The organism is Amycolatopsis sp. A1MSW2902, from assembly GCF_017312175.1.
In the GTDB taxonomy this organism is placed as follows: Bacteria; Actinomycetota; Actinomycetes; order Mycobacteriales; family Pseudonocardiaceae; genus Amycolatopsis; species Amycolatopsis nivea.
On record NZ_QJPO01000003.1, the window covers coordinates 323,019 to 342,107 of the forward strand.

Below are 19,089 nucleotides of genomic sequence, written 5' to 3' on the forward strand. Positions count from 1 at the left end.
TCGGTCCCCGGGGCCGCACGGCGCAGCCCCGGGGCGGCGCTGGGTCAGAGCTGGGCGGCGCTGGCGTAGACGGACTGGAATTCCAGGTAGCTGTCGAGCGCCTCGGGCCCGAGTTCGCGGCCGACGCCGCTGCCCTTCATCCCGCCGAACGGCGCGCCGAGGTCCTGGAGGTAGTAGTTGAGGCCGATGGTCCCGGTCCGCACACGGCGGGCGAGGGCGAGGCCGCGGTCCTCGTCGGCGGTCCAGACCGAGCCGCCGAGCCCGTATTCGCTGTCGTTGGCGAGGCGGACCGCGTCGTCCTCGCCCTCGTAGGGGGTGATGGTGACGACCGGGCCGAAGATCTCCTCCTGCGCGATCCGTTCGCGGTTGTCCACGTCGGCGAACACCGTCGGCTCCACGAACCAGCCGCGGGACAGCGCGGCGGGACGGCCGCCGCCCGCCACCAGCCGGGCGTCGGAGGCGCGGCCCAGTTCGAGGTAGCCGAGGACCCTTTCGAGCTGCGCCTTGCTGGCCATCGGACCGCACGTGACGGCCGGGTCGAGCGGATCGCCCAGCACCATTTCGCGCGCGTACTGCGCGACCGCGTCGACCACCTCGGCGTAGCGCGAGCGCGGGGCAAGAATCCGGGACTGGACGGTGCAGGTCTGGCCGTTGTTCTGGAAGCAGGCGTTGTCGAGACCGGCGACGAAGGTGTCGAGGTCCGCGTCGTCCAGCACGATGGCCGCCGACTTCCCGCCCAGTTCCAGCGTGCACCGGCGGATCAGCCGCCCGCATTCCGCGCCGATGGTCCGTCCCGCGGCGGTGGATCCGGTGAACGCGACCTTGTCCACCAGCGGGTGGGACACCAGCGACGCGCCGGCTTCGCGACCGGCGACCACGATGTTGAGCACGCCCGGCGGCAGCCCGGCTTCCGCGGCGGCGTCGGCGAAAACGTACCCGTCGAGCTCGGTTTCCGGCGACGGCTTGAGCACCACGGTGCAGCCCGCGGCCAGTGCCGGGGCGATCTTCATCATCGCGAGCACCTGCGGGTAGTTCCACGGCGTGATCGCTGCGACCACGCCCACCGGAGCGCGGCGCACGACCGTCGACCCGGACGCGCTCGGCCGGATTTCCTCCAGCTGCGTCGCCTCGATCTGGTCGGCGTACATGTTCAGCAGCCCGGCCGGCGCGTCGCCGTTGAAGGCGTTCGACAGCCCGATCGGCATGCCGTTCTCCCGGCTGACGAGCGTGGCGGTGTCGGCGGAGCGGGCCGCCAAAGCCGCGGCGAACCGGCGCATCGTCGCCGCGCGTTCCGCAGCGGTGGTCCGGCCCCACGGACCCTCGTCCAGCGCGCGGCGGGCGGCCCGGACGGCGGCGTCGATGTCAGCGGCGGAACCCAGTGCGGCGCGGCCGAGCGGTTTCTCGGTGGCGGCTTCCAGCGCGAGGTGGGTTTCGGTGCTCTTCGGCTCGGTCCAGGCGCCGTCGATGAAGAACCGGGTGCGGTCGAGGGCGATGCTCGAATCGATGGTCAACGTACCTCCTTGTACGGGTTTTCCGGCGCGGCGATGACCCGCCGGTCGTGCAGGCCGCCGAGTTCGGCGGCGGTGAGGCCGAGTACCTCGGCCAGGACGGAATCGGTGTCCGCGCCGAGCGCCGGGCACGCTCCGGCGGGACCGCGTTCGCCGGAGAAGCGCAGCGGCGACCGCGCCGTGACGGCCGGGCTGCCGCTGGGCAGCCGCAGATCGGCGAGCACGTCGTGGGCTTGCTCGCGGTGTTCGGCCACGAGGTCGGCCATCCCGCGGTAGCGGCCCCACAGGACCCGGGCGGCGTCGAGTTCCTTGCCGACCTCGCCGAGGTCGCGCGCGGCGAACCACGGCCGCAGGACCGCCGCGATGGTCTCACGCAGGCGGTACCGTTCGGCTTCGTCGCGCAGGTCCGCGTTCAGTGCCTTTTCCAGTGCGGTGAACACTTCCGCGGTCCCGGTCGCCGACTGCAACGCGCGCCACTGGCCGTCGGTGAGCGCCACGACCATCACGCGGGCGTCGTCGCGGCTGGCGAAGTCGACGCCGAAACTGCCGTAGACGTGGTTGCCGTGCCGGGGCCGTTCCCCTTGCCGGTCAGCGGCTTCCGACAGCCAGCCCAGGTTCGCGACGCCGGCGAGAGCCACGTCGGACAGCGCCAGCTCCACATAGGACCCTTCGCCGGCGCGGTCGCGACGGTGCAGCGCGGCGAGCACGCCGGTCGCGACGCTCAGCCCGGTGACGAGATCCCACGCGGGCAGCACGTGGTTCACCGGGGCGGCCCAGTCGCCGCTGCCGGTGATCCCCGGGACCCCGACCTCGGCGTTGACCGTGTAGTCGACCGCGGGCCGTCCGTCCGGATATCCCTGGACGCGCACGTGAATCATGTCGGGACGGCGGTCGGCCAGCCGCTCGTGGGCCAGCCATGGACGGCCGACCGCGTTGTCGATGAGGATTCCGCGGTCGCGGCCGGGAGCGGTGGCCAGGGCGAGGACCAGTTCGCGGCCTTCCGGATTCCGCAGGTCGATCGCGACTGAACGCTTGCCCTTGTTCAGCGACGCCCAGTAGTAGCTCTCCCCCGTCGGCGCGACCGGCCAGCGGAGGTAATCGCTGCCACCGCCGATCGGGTCGACGCGGACGACGTCGGCGCCCAGTTGCGCGAGAGTCAGGCCACCGGTCGGCCCGGCGACGAAACTCGCGCACTCCACGACATGGGTACCGGCCAGCGGTCTAGTCACGACTCTCCTCCAGAAGGAACCAGCACAGCCCGCCCGGTCACCCGGTCAGCGAAAGCGCGCGCCGCGGCTTCGAGCGGGTAAGGAGTCACCACCGGTCGCACCCGGCCCTCCGCGACCAAGGCCATCGCGTCGGCGAAGGTGCGCATCAGCGTGGACCCCGAGCCGGTGATGACGGCTTCCTTCTCGAACACGAAAGCCGGGTGGACCCGGATCGGCTCCCCGCTGACCTGCCCGGTCAGCACGTACCGGCCCGCATGGGCGAGGGCGCGGAAAGCTTGGCGGAACACGGATTGGTGCCCCGTGTTGTCGAGCACGACGTCGACACCCCGGCCGTCAGTCGCGTCGAGGATGTCCTGCCCGGCGGTATCTCCGGCGAGCACCACCTGAGCGGCATTCCCCAGTTGCGCGGCCTTGTCCGGACTCCCGGTGAGCGCGAGCACTCGCGCCCCGAGCGCGGCGGCGACCTGAACGGCGTGCAACCCCAATCCCCCACCGGCTCCGGTGACGAGGACCGTCTCGCCGGGCTCGACTCGCGCCACCCGGCGGAGAGCTTGCAGTCCGGTGCCGACTGCGCAGGCGACCACCGCGGCCTCGGTCAGCGGCATTCCCGGCGGCACCGGAAGCAGGGCGGATTCCGGCAGGACGGCGTATTCGGCGAACCCGCCGTAGAGGAACGCACGCTGCGGACAGCGCAGTTCATCGCCGCTCGCGCACGGTTCGCAGCGGCCGCAGGTGCCGAACTGCTTCGCCGCGACCCGATCCCCGGCCGCGAACCGGGTTCCGCCAGCGACGACGGTTCCGGCGATCTCGTGGCCGAGCACCGCGGGCAGCGGAAGGGTCAGCAAACCGGCCCGGTCGGCCTGGTCATGCCCGCACACCCCGCAGGCCGCGACCTTCACCAGGACCTCGCCGCTGCCGGGTTCCGGACACTCCACCTCGGCGACCGCCAGCTCTCCCGGAGCGCTCAGGACGACGGCGCGCACGACGCGATCACCTTGCCCGGGTTGAGGATTCCGTGCGGATCGAGCGCGTTCTTGACCGCCGCGTGCATCGCCAGTACCGCCGGGCTGAGTTCCCGGGCGAGCCCGCCGCGTTTGAGCAGGCCGACGCCGTGTTCCCCGGTGACCGTGCCGCCCAGCGCGATCGCCTCGTCGAGGATCTCCTCGAACGCGGCCTCCGCCCGTGCCCTTTCCTCGGCCGGGACGACGAGCACCGGGTGCAGATTGCCGTCCCCGGCGTGGGCGACATTCGCGATCCGCACGGCATGCCGGGTGCCGATGGCGTCGATCCGCCGGAGCATTTCCGGCACCGCACCGCGGGGTACGCAGACGTCCTCGGTGAGCACCGGACCCAGCCGTTCGAGCGCCGGATACGCCAGCCGCCGCGCGGCGAACAGTGCCTCGGCTTCGTCCACATCGGACGATGCGGCCGCCCAGGTGGCTCCGGCTGCGGTGAAGCAGTCGGTCAGCACCTTCGCCTCGTCCTCGCCGGGCGCGTCGGTGCGGCCGAGGAGCACCGCTTCGGCTTCGGCGGACAGACCCATGTTCTTCCAGGCGTCCACCGCGGCGAGGGTGTGCCGGTCGATCAGCTCCAGCGCCGACGGCACCACACCCGACTCGCTGACGGCCGCGACCGCGTCTCCCGCCGCCGACAGACTGGGGAAATAACCGGCGACCGTGCGCTCGGCGGCCCGTGCGCCGCGCAGCCGCACGGTGACCTCCGTGACGATGCCGAGCGTGCCTTCCGAGCCGACCATCAACCCGGTGAGGTCGTATCCGGCCACGCCTTTCGCCGTCCGGCGGCCGAGCCGGACCAGGTCCCCGGTCCCGGTGACGACCTCCATCCCGAGCACGTAATCGCGGGTGACGCCGTATTTGACGCAGCACAGCCCGCCGGCGTTGGTCGCGACGTTGCCGCCGATGGTCGACCACGGCGCACTCGCCGGGTCCGGCGGATACCAGAGGCCGTGTTCCGCGCACGCCGACCGCAGGGTTTCGTTCACGACGCCGGGTTCGACCACCGCGAGCCGCTCGGCGGCGTTGATCTCGCGGATGGCGGTCATCCGCTCGGTGGACAACACGATCCCGCCGGCGACCGCGTTCGCGCCGCCGGACAGACCCGTGCCAGCCCCGCGCGGTACGATCGGGACGCGGTGGCGCAGGCACACCTGCACGGTCTGCTGAATTTCCTCGGCGGTGTGCGCCCGCACGACAGCCAACGGCAGCTCGTGCGGAGCCCAGACCGCCTCGTCGTGGGCGTAGGCGGCGAGGACGTCCGGATCAGTGAGGACCCGGCCAGCAGGCAAGGCCCGGCGGAGTTCGTTCAGCACGGCGCACCAGCTTTCGCCGCGCGGAACTCGTCCATCCGCTGCGCGAGCGTGCTCCGGTATGTCGCGACCGTGCCGAGCTTGACGTCCTCGTACCCGCGCACCAGATCGGGCAAGAGAGCCGTTTCCACTGCCAGGGCATGGTTTTCCGGGTCCACCCGCTCGGCCAGCTCGCCGACCACCCGTTCGTATTCGGCGATCAAATCCCGTTCCAGCCGCCGGACCGCAGCGCGGCCGAACGGGTCCAGCGGGGTGCCCCTTAACCGCCGTCCCGCCACCAGCACCCGGAAAACCGGCTTGAACCACGGTCCCAGTTCGATCTTGCGGCGCATGCCGAGCGCCTTCAGCACCGGCGGATGCAACCGGTACGCGATGCGCGCGTCGGCACCGAACCGCGCGCGGACCTGGCGTTCCTGCGCCGGATCCAGCGAAAGGCGCGCGACCTCGTACTCGTCCTTGTACGCCATGAGCTTGTACAGATTCCGCGCTACCGCCTCGGTCAGCGCCGTCGCGCCTGGGACTGCGCTGGACTCGGCACGGCGCACCCGTTCGACCTGCTCCACGTAGCGGCGCGCGTAGGCGACGTTTTGGTACGCGATCAGATCCGGCACCCGGACCCGCAGCAACCGCGCCAGTTCGGCGCTCTCGCCGACAGTGGACATGAGTTCGCGGGCTTCCGGGGTCAGCGCGGGCTCCGGTTCGGGTTCTCCGCGCAAGCTCGCGAGCACAGCCGCCAGCGCTCCCTGGTCCGCGACCCATTGCCGGCCGCGGCGGAATGCCTGCACGTTGGTCTCGACCCGAACCCCGTTGCGGGAGATGGCTTCTTCGATCGCCTCGGCCGGGATCGGCAGCGCGCCGCGCTGGTAGGCCACCCCGGTCAGCAGGAGGTTGGCGTATTGGTCCTGGCCGAACAACACCTCGGCCATTTCCCGGGCGTCCAGCGCCGTCACGGTTCCGGTCGCTTCGCGGAGCCGGTCGAGCAACGCCGTTTCCTCCGGGAACGTGACGCTGGTGTCGGCGACCATCGCCCCGGTCGGGACCTTCGACGTCGAGACCACCGCGGTGGTCCGGCCCGAATCGGCGACGGCGAGGTAGCGCGGGTCCGCGGCGACGAGCACGTCGGCACCGAGGTAGAGGTCGCACTCGCCGTCGCTGGCTTTGTTCGCGTGCGCCGCGCCGATCTTGACGTCGGAGACGACCGCGCCGCCCTTCTGCGCGAGCCCGGTCTGGTCCAGCGACCGCACCGGCAGCCCGGCGATGCTCGCCGCGGTCGCGAGGATCTGCGACAGCGTGACCACGCCTGAGCCGCCGACCCCGGTCACCCGCACCGTGAAGCGCTCAGCCGAGACCGTCCGCGTCGGCTCCGGAAGCGATGCCGCCAACGGTTCGGCAAGTGGCCGTTTCCCCGCGCTCTTGCCGGGAAGCACAGTGAGGAACGACGGGCAATCCCCGTCCAGGCACGAGAAATCCTTGTTGCAGGACGACTGGTCGATCCGGGTCTTGCGGCCGAACTCGGTGTCGACCGGCTGCACCGAAAGGCAGTTCGACTTCTCCCCGCAGTCGCCGCAGCCCTCGCAGACGCGTTCGTTGATCACCGCGTGCTGCGGCGGTTCGGGGGCGAGCCCGCGCTTGCGTTTGCGGCGCAGTTCGGTCGCGCATTCCTGGTCGTGGATCAGCATCGTCACGCCCGGGACGCGGGCGAGCGTCTCCTGCGCTTCGGCCAGCCGGTCCCGGTGCCAGACCCGCACGCCGCGGCCCAGCCGCACCCGCCGGTACCGCGCCGGTTCCTCGGTCGTGACGATGATCCGGCGCACGCCCTCGGCCCGCATCGCCGCGATCACCTGGGGAACGGTCATGACCCCGGTCGGCTGCTGCCCGCCGGTCATCGCGACGGCCGAGTTGTACAGCAGTTTGTAGGTGATGTTGACCCCGGACGCGACGGCCGCGCGCACCGCCAGGCTGCCGGAGTGGTGGAAGGTGCCGTCGCCGAGGTTCTGCACCAGGTGGTCGTCGCGCACGAACGGCGACATGCCGACCCATTGCGTGCCCTCGCCGCCCATCTGGGTCAGTCCGGTGATGTCGCCGTAGTCCTCGCGCCCGGTCATCAGGACCAGGCTGTGACACCCGATCCCGGCGCCGACCAGCGAACCCTCCGGCGTCTTCGTGGACGAGTTGTGCGGGCAGCCCGAGCAGAAGTACGGGGTGCGCGCGGCGAGCGGAAGGGCGATCGTGCGTCGCGGGGCCCGCCAGGATTCCACCGACGGGAAGCCGCCGTGCGCACGCAATCGGACCGCGAGCGCCGCGGCGATACGGTCCGGATCCAGTTCCCCGTCGGCCGGGACCAGCGCCGTGCCGTCGGGTCCGCGTTTGCCGGTGACCACCGGTGCGTCGGCGCGGCCGTAGAGCAGGTCTTTGACCGCGGTCTCGATGAAGGCGCGTTTCTCTTCCACGACCACGATTTCGCGCAGCCCCGCAGCGAACCGAGTGACGATTTCGGAGTCGAGCGGGTGCACCATCGCGAGCCGCAGCAGCCGGACTCCGCGCCGCTCCAATTCGGACTCGTCCAGGCCCAGAATCTCCAGCGCCTGGCGGAGATCGTGATAGGTCTTGCCCGCGGCGACGATCCCGACCCGGGCATCGCGACCGCCGACGATCGTGTTCAGCCCGTTGACCGCGGCGTAACGACGGGCGAGTTCAAGCCGTGCGCCGTCCCGGCTGCGCTCCAGCCTGCCGAGGTCCGGCTGCAGCATGCGGGCGGTCATCTCGTGGACGAACGGCCGCCCGTCGACCACCGGATCCGGTGCCACGGAACGGAACCGGCCGGGATCGACGCGTACGGCTCCGGTTCCGTCTGCGACGTTCGTGGCGATCTTGAACCCGACCCAGAGCCCGCAGGCCCGCGACAGCGCGACCGCGTGCTGCCCGAGGTCGAGCACCTCTTGCGGATCCGCCGGGTACAGCGTCGGCAGGCCCAGGTCGGCCAGCAGCAGTTCGGAGCTGCCGGGCACCGTCGAGGACTTCGCGCCCGGGTCGTCGCCGACCAGCGCCAGCGCGCCGCCGAGGCGATGAGTGCCCATGAGGTTGTTGTGCCGCAAGGCATCCGAGGCGCGGTCCAGGCCAGGCGACTTGCCGTACCAGTAACCGGTGACGCCGTCGACCCGCCGGTTCTCCGACTGGGCCGCCAGCTGCGCGCCCTGCACCGCGGTGGCCGCCAGTTCCTCGTTGACGCCCGGTTTGAACACGACGTCGTGCTCGGCGAGCAGTTCGGCCTGTTTGCCGAGTTCGAGGTCGTATCCGCCGAGCGGCGAGCCCTCGTAGCCGGACACGAACGCCGCCGTGCGCAGCCCCGCCCGCTGGTCGGCGCGGCGGACATCGAAGGGCAGCCGGGCCAGCGCCTGGACGCCGGTCAGCTGGAACTGCCCTTCGACCGCGCGATAACGATCAGTCACGACGGTATTCCTCCCTCGGAAACCAGCGCCCGAAGCTGGTCCAGCACCGGCTCGACACCCGGCGTACCGGTCAACGGATGGATCGCCACGTGGTCGGCCCCCGCGGCGAGATGCTCGCGAACCCGCGCCGCCACCAGTCGCGGATCACCGCAGACGACCAACTCGTCCACCAGCCGGTCGCTCCCGCCGTCAGCGAAGTCGGCATCGCCGAAACCCAAGGCACGCAGGTGATTTACGTAATTCCGCAGCGCCAGCCGGGTCGCGATGTGCTTCCGCGCCACCTCGCGCGCCCACACAGCGTCTGGGTCGACAACCACCGCCTGTTCCGGAACCAGCAACGGTTCCGGGCCGAGCCGTTCCCGGGCGGCGGCGGTATGGGCGGGCGACACGAAGAACGAGTGCATCCCGGCGGCCCGATCGCGGGCCAGTTCCTGCATCCGGGGCCGCAACGCCGCCAGCACCCGTGGCACCGCGCGTTCCGGGCGCGGCCCCTGGTAACGGTCGCTGTCCAGCACATCGAGGTACTCGCGCAACGCCGTCAGCGGCCGGTCATGGCCGCTCCCGCGTCCGGCCTCCGCGTGGCTGGCGCCGAGGCCGAGCACGAACCGTCCGGGGAACGCCTCGCCGAGAGTCTGGGCCGCACCTTCAGCGGCGACCGCGTCCCGGGCCCAGATGGTGGCGACCCCGGTGGCCACGGTCAGCCGTGTGGTCGCCGACAGCAGCAACGCGGCGTTGGTGAAGATTTCCTTGTGCGCCGGGGATTCCCCGATCCACAGCGCACCGTACCCGAGGTCCTCGACCACCCGCGCCGCCTTCGCGGCCTCGGCGGCGGGGACCTCCGCCAGGACGGACAGCCACACGCCGGCCGGGCCGATCCGGGCCGCCAGTTCACGAGACAGGTTCACGCCCGCTCCCCCGGCCCGAATTCCGGCAGCCACACCCCGTCGCCGACCTCGCGGAACGACACGACGACCGGTTCGCCGAGCACCGGATCGCCGGAGCCGGTCCACGTCGTCGTCAGGTTCGGGCCGCTGTCGAGCCGGACCTGCACCACGACGTACGGCACGTCGTCGCCCTCGAAGTACCGCTTGTGGAACCGGACCCAGCTGTGCACCCGGCCGGTCCCCGCGTCGGTCGTCCACTCGACGGCACGGCGGAAATCGCGCGGGCACACCGGCGACGGCGGCCAGAACGCCTCGCCGCACGAGCCGCACACCGGCACGCGCAGTTCGCCGCGAGCCGCGCCGTCGAGGTGTTCGACGTCCTCGGGGTAGCGAAGCGGAAGAGGTCGCGCAGTGGTCATCGTGCTCACCGGTCCTTCGTGAAGACAGTCGAATCGCCGAACGGCGTCGCCCACTGGACGACCTCGCATCCGGTCACCTGGCGGTCGCCGGCCTGGCCGCGGATCTGGCGGACCGCCTCGGCCATGTGCCCCCAGCCGCAGAGATGCGCCTCGGACAGCAGCCCGCCCGCGGTGTTGACCGGCAGTTCGCCGCCAAGCTCGATCCGGCCGTCCTGCAGCCATTCGAGAGCTTGGCCTTCGCCGGTGAAGCCGAACCGCTCCAGCACGAACACCACGTTGGGCGAGAAAGCGTCGTAGAGCTGCAGCGAATCCACGTCACCCGGCCCGGACAGCCCCGCCATCGCGTAGACCGGATGGTCCTCGGCCCGGCGCTCGTCGCCTTGGGTGAACACGCCCAGCCCGGGCGGCGCGAAGATGAACTCGTCCCGGCCGGCGCGCAGGCCCTGCATGCCGGAGACGATCACGGCGGGCTGCCGCAGATCGCGCGCTCGCTCCACCGTGGTCACCAGCAGGCAGGCGCCGCCGTCGCTGAGCAGCGCGAAGTCCGGACGGCGCAACGGTTCCACGATGTACGGCTGCGCGTCGTAATCCGCTTGCTCCAGCGGTTTGGTCATCTGCGCGTTCGGGTTGAGCCGGGCGTGGCGGCGCATCGCCATCGGCACCGCGGAGATCAGCGCCGGGTCGACGCCGTACCGCTCGCAGTACCGGCGGAACGCCATCGCCGCGCCCGCGCCCGGAGCTGTCATGCCGTAATGCGGCAGTTCCCCGTGCGAGCCGCCGCCTTGCCGCAGCCCTTCCGCGTCGCCCGCGCCGCCGACCATGCCCAGTCCGGAGAAAGACACCCCGGCCAGGCAGGCGGCGACCTCGGTGGTGCCGAGCGCCACGGCCTGGGCGGCCGCTTGCAGCGCGGGACCGACGAAGCGGCCGTGGCTCCAGGTCTGCACGGCGGCGCGGATCCGCAGTCCGAACGCCTCTGCCATCCGGTCGTAGTCGATAGACAGCGGATAGCCGACGTTCGTGAACAGCCCGTCCACGTCCCCGGCGCTCAGCCCGGCGTCGTCCAGCCCGGACTGGAGCGCCTCGGCGGCCAGGTCGAGACCGCTGCGCGCGGATTTCCGGGACAGCTCGGTGATGCCGATCCCGACTATCGCCACCTGGCGTACCGGTCCTAGCGGCATGTTCGTTCCTTTCTCGAAGCGTCAGAGAATCGCGTGCGCGTTCGCGGGGCTGCCGACCCCGCGCGGCAGCGGCAGCACCCCGGAGACGAGGAGGAACTCGTAGCTCCCCCGCTCCGCGCACGCCCGCGCGAGCCGGTCCAGCAGCCACAGCTCGCCCAGCGGCATGCCCTGCAACGCGATCAGCCGGCGGTGCAGGAAGCCCTTGGCGCGGTTCACCGGGAAGACCTCGACGCCGACGTTGTCCATCGCGACCGCGGCGAACTCCCGGTCCCAGAGGTACCCGGCCATGTCCTTCGCCGACTCCAGCCCGGGGCAGGCGAAACCGGTGCCGATCGTCCCGCGCAGCGCAGCCCGCTCCCGCTCCGGCAACTGCCGGTACCACTCCGTCCATCCAGTGCGGACCACGAGGATGTCGCCGGGTTCGAAGACAGTTCCCTGTGCGGCTGCGACCTCGTCGAGCAGCGCGGCGGTGATCTCCACCGGCTCGTCCGGGGCGAGCGGAGTGCCTTGCGCCGCCAGGTGTCCGGCGACGTCGACCAGCACTCCCCGACCGCCGAAGCCGTGCTCGGCCCACCGGTCGACGCCCAGCACCTCGCTGCTCGCCAGGTCGGCTTCGCTGCGGCCGCCCCAGTACCCGTGCCGCCCGGCGTTGATGTGTCGCAGCCCGTCCCACTGCGAGGAACCCTGCAGGTAGAACCCGTCCAGCCGGTCGTCGTGCCCGGCCGCGGTGTCCTCCACGACGTGCCGGAACAGCTCGCGTTCCTCGAACAGCCCGGGAGCGGGTTCGTCCAGCGGCAGGGTCAGCGAGATCATCTGCCCGCTGCGCACCGTCTTCGCCGCGGCGAGCCGCTGCTGCGGGCCGATCAGATTGAGCGTGCCGATTTCGTCCGCGCGCCCCCACACGTCCCACGCGTGGTGCTCGTCCCGGTCCGGCAGCGTCGGCAGGTCCGCGAACGCCGGGGTGCGCCGCCCGGTCATCCCGCCGCCTCCAGCATCTCGCGCAGCTTGAGCTTGCTGACCTTTCCGGTGTGCGTCTGCGGCACCGCGGCCGAATCCAGCACCACGACCCGGGCGGGCACCTTGTAGCTCGCCGCCCGGGACCGGACGTACTCCCGCAGCCGGTCCGCCAACTCGGTCCCGTCGGCGCCGCTGAGCTCGTCCGCCACGACGACGCAGGCCATCTCCTGGTCGCCGTCCGGAGTGGACAGTCCGAAGACGTACGCCTGGTCGACCTCGGCGTGCTCGCCGAGGATGCCCTCGATCTCCACCGGCGCGACGTTGATGCCCTTGATCTTGAGCATTTCCTTCCACCGGCCGCCGAACGACAGCCGCCCGTCCGCGTCGACCGACCCGAGGTCGCCGGTGCGGAACCAGCCGTCCGGGGAATGCGTGCCGCCGCTGACGTCGGACCCGCTGAGGTAGCCGTCGATCACGCAGCCCCGGATCTCGATCTCGCCGGTGGCGCCGGGCGGGCACACCGCCCCGGACTTGTCCACGATGCGGATCTCCTGGGTCGGCAGCCGCCTGCCCTGGGTGTGCAGCTTGACTTCCGGCAGGTCGCTCGCGTCGGTCATGGTCACGAAGCCGTACGACTCGGTCAGCCCGTAGGCGCTGCATGCCTCGGTGATGCCGAGCCCTTCGATGGCCAGCCGCTTGTCCTCGGCGTTGAACCCGACCGGGCCGGTCCGCAGCGAGGAAATGTCCCGGCTGCCGAAACTCGGCGCGGCCAGCAGCGCCCGGACCGCCGTCGCGAGTCCATAGGAGACAGTGCACCGTTCGCGCTCGATGAAGGCCAGCGACGCGTCGCCGTCGACCTTCTCCTCGACGCACAAGGTGAGGCCGTGGCTCAGCGCGACCGGCAGCGCGTTGCAGGCCCCGTAGCCGAAGAACAACGGCATCGCGAACCACAGCCGGTCGCCCGGACCGACGTGCATCCGCTCGCCCATCTCGTACCCGTTGCGCAGCAGCTTGCCGTGTTCCAGCGGCACCGCCTTCGGCAACGCCGTGCTGCCGCTGGTGTAGAGGATCATCGCGAGGTCGTCGGGTCCCGCGCTGCGTTCCGGAGCCGGGGCGGGCTCGAGCCCCGACGGGAACGGCTCGGCGGACGGCCAGAACAGCGCGCCCAGATACCCGCCGACGCGGGCTCCGGGCTCGAAGACCTCGCTGTGCCCGGCCGCGGTGAGCTCGGCGAGCATGTCCTTGCCGAACACCCGCTGTTCGGTGACCACCAGCCGCAGGTCAGCGGTGCCGACCAGGTGCGCCAGCTCCGCCGACCGGTACCAGGTGTTGACCGGCACCGCGACCAGCCCGGCCCGCTGCGCGCCGAGCATCGTGACCAGCCAGCGCAGCCCGTTCGGCAGCAGGATCCCCACTCGCTCGCCCGGCCGCAGCCCCGCCGCGCGGAACGCGCCGGCCAGCTCGTCGCACCGCCGCGCGAACTCGGCGAAGGTCAGCCGCCCCTCGGGCGCGACGACCGCCTCCTCGCCGGGAAACAGCTTCGCCAGCGCCGCCAGCGCGTCCGGGAAAGTATCCGGGGCAACCACGTCGTTCCGCCTTTCGTTGTGGCCCGTCATCGGGCGTCCGGGTGCACGACCACGTCCGCGCGCAGCAGGGTTCCGGTGTCCGGGTCGGCGTACTCCGCGAGTTCGACCCCCGGCCTCGGCTGGCACCACTGGCCGCGTTCGGCCAGCCGTTCGTGCGCCGGGCTCCGGCGCACCGCCAAGCAGTCTTCCCGGGGCCATTCCCGCCTGCTGGCACGGATTCGGTCCCGCTCCCGACTGGTCTCGGCGAGGTCCGGGCCGCCCGCCGCGTCAAGCACGACGCCGTACGAAACCCGCGCCGCGTCCGCCGTCACCACGCCCGCGCGCACATCCGCCGCGACCAGGTCCGGATCGCGTTCCAGCGGATCGCCGTAGCCGCCACCGCCGCCGACCCGCAGCACCACCACGTCGCCGGCACCGACCGAAAGCCCGAACTGCTTTCCTTGCAACGGTTTCGGCGCGGCAGCGAGATCCTCGACGGCGCGCGGGACCTCGCCCCGGGCGAACGCCTCGTCTGCCTGGGCACCGGTGACTAGCGCCGAACCGCTCGTGGATCCGGGATAGCCGCCGAAGACCCCGCACGGCGGAACCTGCCAGCAGGCCGCCATCACGTGCTCCTGGCCGCCCGGCGTGTACCACGGCGTGAACGCGAGGTCGATGCCCGCGCCGCCCCGGGTCCGGCCCGGTCCGCCGGAGTTCGGGTTCAGCTTGCGCCACAGGTACAGCACCGGATAGGCGAGTTCGTTGATCTCGATGTCCGGAATGCTGTTCTGCGGCTGGGCGAGCACGCCGCTGACGTCCATTCCGTCCGCGATCGCCTGCGCGCCCGCTCCGCTGCCGCCGCCGTTCATGTCCGGGAACGGCACGAGCCGGCCGGATTCGTCGGGAGCGTAGAAGAAACTGGCGCTCCACGAGTCCTGCCACGGCGCCGTCACGTGCTCGCGGACGAAGGCGTTCTCGCTGCCTGCCTGGAGATCGGCGAGCAGCCTCGTGACCACCTTCCCGATCCGGAACCCGGTCTCGATGTGCCCGGCCCCCATCGGCGCGGGCTGGCGCGCGTCGCAGATCGTGCCCGGCCGGGTCACCACCTCGATCGGGCGCAGCGTGCCCTGGTTGATCGGCAGGTCCGGCAGCAGGGTGATCAGCAGCGGGGACACGACCGCGCCCAGCGTGGTCGCCGCGCTGACGTTGATGAACCCGTCGGTCTGCGGCGCGGACTCGGTCAGGTCGAACCGCAGCGCGTCCTCGCTGACGGTGAGCGTGCAGCGGATCGGGTACAGCTCGTCGGCGTGCCCGTTGTGCTCGGCGAATTCCTCGCCGGTGAACGTGCCCTTCGGCAGATCCGCGATCCTGCGCCGGACGGCCTGCTCGGCCAGGTCCTTGGCGGCCTCGACATACCGGCGGAAAGTGTCCGCCCCGTACTGCTCGACGAGCGCCTGCAGCCGTTCGTCGCAGCGGTGACAGGCGGCGATGAAGCACCGGATGTCGTTGAGCACCAGCTCCGGCACCCGGATGTTCGTCTCGATGATCCGCCACACGTCCTCGACCGGACGCCCCTGGTCGACGATCTTGACCCCGGGCAGCCGCAGCGCTTCGCCGTAGACCTCGGTGGCCGTCGGGTCCATCCCGCCGGGCGCGGCGCCGCCGAAGTCGTTGACGTGCGCCTCGGCCCAGCACCACGCCACCAGCTGCTCGCCGAAGAAGATCGGCCGCACCACGCCGACGTCGACGGCGTGCGCGTTGCCGGTGGTGAACGGGTCGTTGCAGAGGAACATGTCCCCCGGCCGGATCTGCTCGCGGGGATACGTCGCGAGGAGGTGCCGGACCGCCTGGCGGGCCGCGCCCAGGTACATCGTGATGTAGCCGGCGTAGCTGATGATGTCGCCCTCGGCGTCGGCGATGAAGGTGGAGAAGTCCACCGCCTCCGCGATCGCGGGGCTGCCGGAGGCGCGCATCATCACCACGCCCATTTCCGCGGCGACGTTGTCCAGTGCCTTGGCGAGAATTTCGACGTCCACCGGGTCGAGCCCGGTCGCGGCGGCGGTCATGCGGTTTCCTCCCCGGTGCACCCGGTCGTCCGGGCGGTGTCGGTCAGCAGGTAGTTGCCCCAGCCGTCCACGTTCAGTTCCCAGCCCTCGGGCAGCGAGACGGTGGTCAGCGAGTGTTCGATCAGCGCCGGACCGGAGATCCTGGCCCCGGCGGCGATCCGCCGCGCGTCGTAAACGTCCACTTCGGACTCTCCGGCCCGCCGGATCCGCCTGCGCCCGATCGGTTCGGCCGCGTCGCCGGTCGGCTCCTGCTTGGCCGGTTCGAAGAAGTCGACCCGGCCGGTAGCGGTGACCCGCACCGACATCAGCACCACCGGACTGCCCACCCAAGCCGTGCCCTCGCCGTACTCCTGCTCGTAGCGCGCGGCGAACCCGTCCTGGATCGCGACCAGATCCGCTTCGCCGAACTTGTCCCGGCGCGGAATCGGCACCCGCAGTTCCCATTGCTGGCCAAGAAACTTGAAGTCGCCTTCCCAGCGGACGTCGATCCGGTCGTCCGAGTAGCCCGCGGTGTGCAACGCCTCGACGAGTTCCGCGTCGAGTTCCTTCAGCGCGGCGTGCACCGCCTCGGCCCCGCCGCCTTGCCACATCACCGAGCGCGCGCGGGTGCGCACGTCGTCGCTGGAAAGCAGCCCGCGCGCGGAGAACACCGCGGCTTCGGCCGGGATCACGATCTGCCGGATGCCGACCGAACGGGCGATGTCCGCGGCGAACAGGCCGAGCGCTCCGCCGAAAGCCACCATCGCGAACCGGCGCGGATCGTGTCCGCGCTCCACCGTCACGGCGCGGACCGCGTTGCCCATGTCCGCGACCACCATCCGGTGCACCGCCGCCGCGGCCTGAACCGCGTCCACGCCCAGCGGTTTCCCGATCTCGCGGGCGAGGGCTTCGCTGGCACTGCCGGTGTCGAGCGCCCGGCGACCGTCCAGAAAGGACCCGGAATCCAGCAGCCCGAGCACCGCCGACGCGTCGGTCACCGTCGGACGGGCGCCGCCCTTGCCGTAGCAGATCGGCCCCGGCTCGGCTCCCGCGCTGTGCGGCCCGACCTGCGGAACTCCGCGCGAATCCAGCCACGCGATGCTGCCGCCGCCGGTGCCGATGGGCAGCACGTCGATCTTGGACAGCGCGGTCAGGAACCGCTCCCCCAGCATCACCCGCCGGGTGACGTTCGGAGTCGCGTCGCGCAGCACCGAGACGTCGAACGACGTGCCGCCCATGTCCGCGGTGACGATGTCCTTGAGACCGAGCCGGTCAGCCAGCGCCCGCGCCCCGATCACGCCGCCGGCCGGTCCGGAGTCGATGAGCGTGATCGGCCGCTGCCGGGCTTCCGCCGCGCTCGACGTGCCGCCGAAGCCCTGCATGAACGCGACCGGTTCGCGCAGCCCGCGCGCCGCCAGCTCGCGCTCGATCCGCTCGGTGTACTCGGCGACCCGGATCCCGGTGAACGCGTTGAGCACCGTGGTCATCGTCCGCTCGTACTCCCGGATGACCGGGTGCAGCCGCGACGCGACGCTCAAGAACAGCTCCGGATGCTCGGCCTCGACGATCGAGGCGAGCAGTTCCTCGTGCTCCGGGTTCGCGAAGCCCCACAACAGGGACACGGCGATCGATTCGACGCCCTTGGCCGCCAGCGCTTCCACCGCCTCGCGCGCCCGCCGCTCGGTGAGCGGAACGACGACCCGGCCCTTGCGGTCGATCCGCTCGGGCACCTCGAGCACGTTCTCGCGGGCGACGATCTGCGGAAGGCTGAGCTGCTTGTGGTGGTCGCGGTGCGCGTTGCGGGCCGACCGCGCGATCAGCAGGTTGTCGCCGAAGCCCTGCGTGGTGATCAGCCCGACCTTCGCGCCGCGCAGTTCGGCGACGGCGTTCGTCACCACGGTCGTGCCGTTGACGAACCGCGTCGTCGCGGCGAGCAGCTCGGCCAGCGGCAACCCGACGCGAGCGGCGAGATTTTCCAGCGCGGCAAGCAGTCCCGCGGCGAGATCGTCCGGAACGGTGTCGGACTTGTCCGCATAGGACTGTCCGTCCGAGGCGAGCGCGACGACGTCGGTGAACGTACCGCCGATGTCGCACCCGATCTGAAACGTGACTTCGGAACGCAACGTCATTGTCCTTCCGTGGAACGGCTCCCGGCCTGCGAGCCAGATTAGACACGACATAGTGTCGAGTCAAGCGACAACTTGTCGATTCAGTGCAGATGCGCGGCGAACTCCGCGGAATCGGTGCCGGAGAGGGGTTTCCGGACGGCCCGCAGGATCGTGTCGATCCCCGCGCCCAGCACCGGCTCCGCATAGGAACGGAACTTCTCGGGCACGGATACCGGTGCCTGCTCCCGGCTTTCCGCGGACACGACGCGTCCGTCGGCGAGCCGGACTGCCACTCGCGCGTCCCGGCGCGCCGGAAAAGCCGCGTCCGCAACGGGATCCACTGCTATTGAGATCCGCGCCGCCAGCTTCGCCAACCCCGGATCGAGCGCTCCGGCATAGCGGTCCGGACGGATCGCGCCGTCGGTCAACGCGGCCGCCACCGCGAACTGCAGGCTCATCTGCCGGGAAATCGGTGCCGCCAAGGAAGTCGCGTTGTCACAGCCCGGATAGCGCGCCGCCACGCTGGACGTGTGCACTGCGGCTTCGACGACCTGCTCGGGGTGGATTCCTTGTCCGGCAAGGACGATGGCCGCGTCGATCGGTTCCTGAGTCAGCGCACACGACGGGTACGCCTTGAAAAACGTCTGCGAGATCGCCATCCGGTCCAGCCGGACGTCCGGCGGCCGGGCTTCGTCCCGTGCGCCGCCGAATGCCTGGCGCAGGCCGAAAATCCCGTCCACCGCCGACGCCGCGCCAGTCGCGCCCTCCTGGGCAAGCAGCGCCGCGATGACGCCTGCCCGTGACGCTCCGGCGTTTTGGAAGAACACCTCGGTGGTCCCGTCGTGCGCCCACTGGCACAGGCCCGCGGCGGAACTGGCAGCAATCCCGAACGCGTGCGCGGTGGCCACTGGACTGAGCCCCAGCAAATGCGCTGCCGCAGCCGCCGCGCCAAAGGGACCGAAGACACTGCTGGCCCGCCATCCGCGAACGCCGAACTCCTCGGTCAGCACCGCGGCCGAAACCTGCGCGATGGCCTCGTAGCCGAGGACGATCGCCCGCAGCAGCGCGGGCAACGGCGAGCGCAGGCGTTCCCCGATCGCCAGCGCCGCCGGAATCACCACCGTCCCGGGATGCACCCGGCTTTCGGCATGCGTGTCCTCGTGCAGCAACGCATGACAGGCAACGGAATTCGCGAACACCGCGTCCGCGAGCCCTGCCCTTCTGCCGCCGGTCGCCCAGATCGTGGCGTCGTCACCGCTGCCCGCGATCGCCCTGGCCTGCCTGGCCCACGGCAGGTCGCGTCCGCCGTAGGCGCAGGCCAGTGCGTCGAGAAGACAAGTACCGGCTTGGTCGATCAGCTCGCCGGTAATCCTCGGGGCCGCGGTGTCGAGTTGCTCAGCGAGATCGGTGAGCAACACGGG

At 71.3% G+C, this 19,089-nt stretch carries 13 protein-coding genes; all 13 read right to left on the minus strand.

Translation table 11 applies throughout. The features are described 5' to 3' along the window. Nucleotides 1-44: 44 nt before the first annotated feature. A complete protein-coding gene (locus tag DMP23_RS44650) occupies nt 45-1,505 on the minus strand; it encodes an aldehyde dehydrogenase (RefSeq protein ID WP_443111382.1) in 1,461 nt (486 codons plus the stop codon). A gap of 2 nt (nt 1,506-1,507) precedes the next feature. Next, nucleotides 1,508-2,737 carry a CoA transferase gene (locus DMP23_RS44655; RefSeq protein WP_337824837.1) on the minus strand — a complete coding sequence of 410 codons (1,230 nt, stop codon included), beginning with the start codon at nt 2,735-2,737 and terminating at the stop codon, nt 1,508-1,510. Beyond that, nucleotides 2,734-3,720, minus strand: a complete 987-nt coding sequence (locus DMP23_RS44660) for an alcohol dehydrogenase catalytic domain-containing protein (RefSeq protein ID WP_337824838.1) — start codon at nt 3,718-3,720, stop codon at nt 2,734-2,736. Before DMP23_RS44660 ends, DMP23_RS44655 begins: the two co-directional genes overlap by 4 nt. Next, nucleotides 3,702-5,066 (minus strand): FAD-binding oxidoreductase, encoded by a 1,365-nt coding sequence (locus DMP23_RS44665; RefSeq protein ID WP_337824839.1) that lies wholly within the window; start codon nt 5,064-5,066, stop codon nt 3,702-3,704. Before DMP23_RS44665 ends, DMP23_RS44660 begins: the two co-directional genes overlap by 19 nt. Next, nucleotides 5,060-8,512, minus strand: a complete 3,453-nt coding sequence (locus tag DMP23_RS44670) for an indolepyruvate ferredoxin oxidoreductase family protein (protein ID WP_337824840.1) — start codon at nt 8,510-8,512, stop codon at nt 5,060-5,062. Before DMP23_RS44670 ends, DMP23_RS44665 begins: the two co-directional genes overlap by 7 nt. After that, nucleotides 8,509-9,417 carry a TIGR03620 family F420-dependent LLM class oxidoreductase gene (locus tag DMP23_RS44675; RefSeq protein ID WP_337824841.1) on the minus strand — a complete coding sequence of 303 codons (909 nt, stop codon included), beginning with the start codon at nt 9,415-9,417 and terminating at the stop codon, nt 8,509-8,511. Before DMP23_RS44675 ends, DMP23_RS44670 begins: the two co-directional genes overlap by 4 nt. Beyond that, nucleotides 9,414-9,815 (minus strand): Zn-ribbon domain-containing OB-fold protein, encoded by a 402-nt coding sequence (locus DMP23_RS44680; protein WP_158691547.1) that lies wholly within the window; start codon nt 9,813-9,815, stop codon nt 9,414-9,416. The genes DMP23_RS44675 and DMP23_RS44680 overlap by 4 nt, the downstream gene beginning before the upstream one ends. A gap of 5 nt (nt 9,816-9,820) precedes the next feature. Then, on the minus strand, nt 9,821-10,993 hold the full coding sequence (locus DMP23_RS44685; protein WP_043840015.1) for a thiolase C-terminal domain-containing protein: 1,173 nt from the start codon (nt 10,991-10,993) through the stop codon (nt 9,821-9,823). 21 nt (nt 10,994-11,014) lie between these two features. Beyond that, nucleotides 11,015-11,971 carry a cyclase family protein gene (locus tag DMP23_RS44690; RefSeq protein ID WP_337824842.1) on the minus strand — a complete coding sequence of 319 codons (957 nt, stop codon included), beginning with the start codon at nt 11,969-11,971 and terminating at the stop codon, nt 11,015-11,017. Next, nucleotides 11,968-13,536: a class I adenylate-forming enzyme family protein gene (locus tag DMP23_RS44695; RefSeq protein ID WP_337824843.1), complete on the minus strand. Its 1,569-nt coding sequence runs from the start codon at nt 13,534-13,536 to the stop codon at nt 11,968-11,970. Before DMP23_RS44695 ends, DMP23_RS44690 begins: the two co-directional genes overlap by 4 nt. 26 nt (nt 13,537-13,562) lie before the next feature. Then, nucleotides 13,563-15,581 carry a hydantoinase B/oxoprolinase family protein gene (locus DMP23_RS44700; protein WP_337824844.1) on the minus strand — a complete coding sequence of 673 codons (2,019 nt, stop codon included), beginning with the start codon at nt 15,579-15,581 and terminating at the stop codon, nt 13,563-13,565. Further along, entirely contained in the window at nt 15,578-17,689 is a 2,112-nt protein-coding gene (locus DMP23_RS44705; RefSeq protein WP_337824845.1) for a hydantoinase/oxoprolinase family protein, read from the minus strand. Before DMP23_RS44705 ends, DMP23_RS44700 begins: the two co-directional genes overlap by 4 nt. Nucleotides 17,690-17,769: 80 nt before the next feature. Then, nucleotides 17,770-19,086: an MmgE/PrpD family protein gene (locus tag DMP23_RS44710; protein ID WP_337824846.1), complete on the minus strand. Its 1,317-nt coding sequence runs from the start codon at nt 19,084-19,086 to the stop codon at nt 17,770-17,772. Nucleotides 19,087-19,089: the final 3 nt, after the last annotated feature.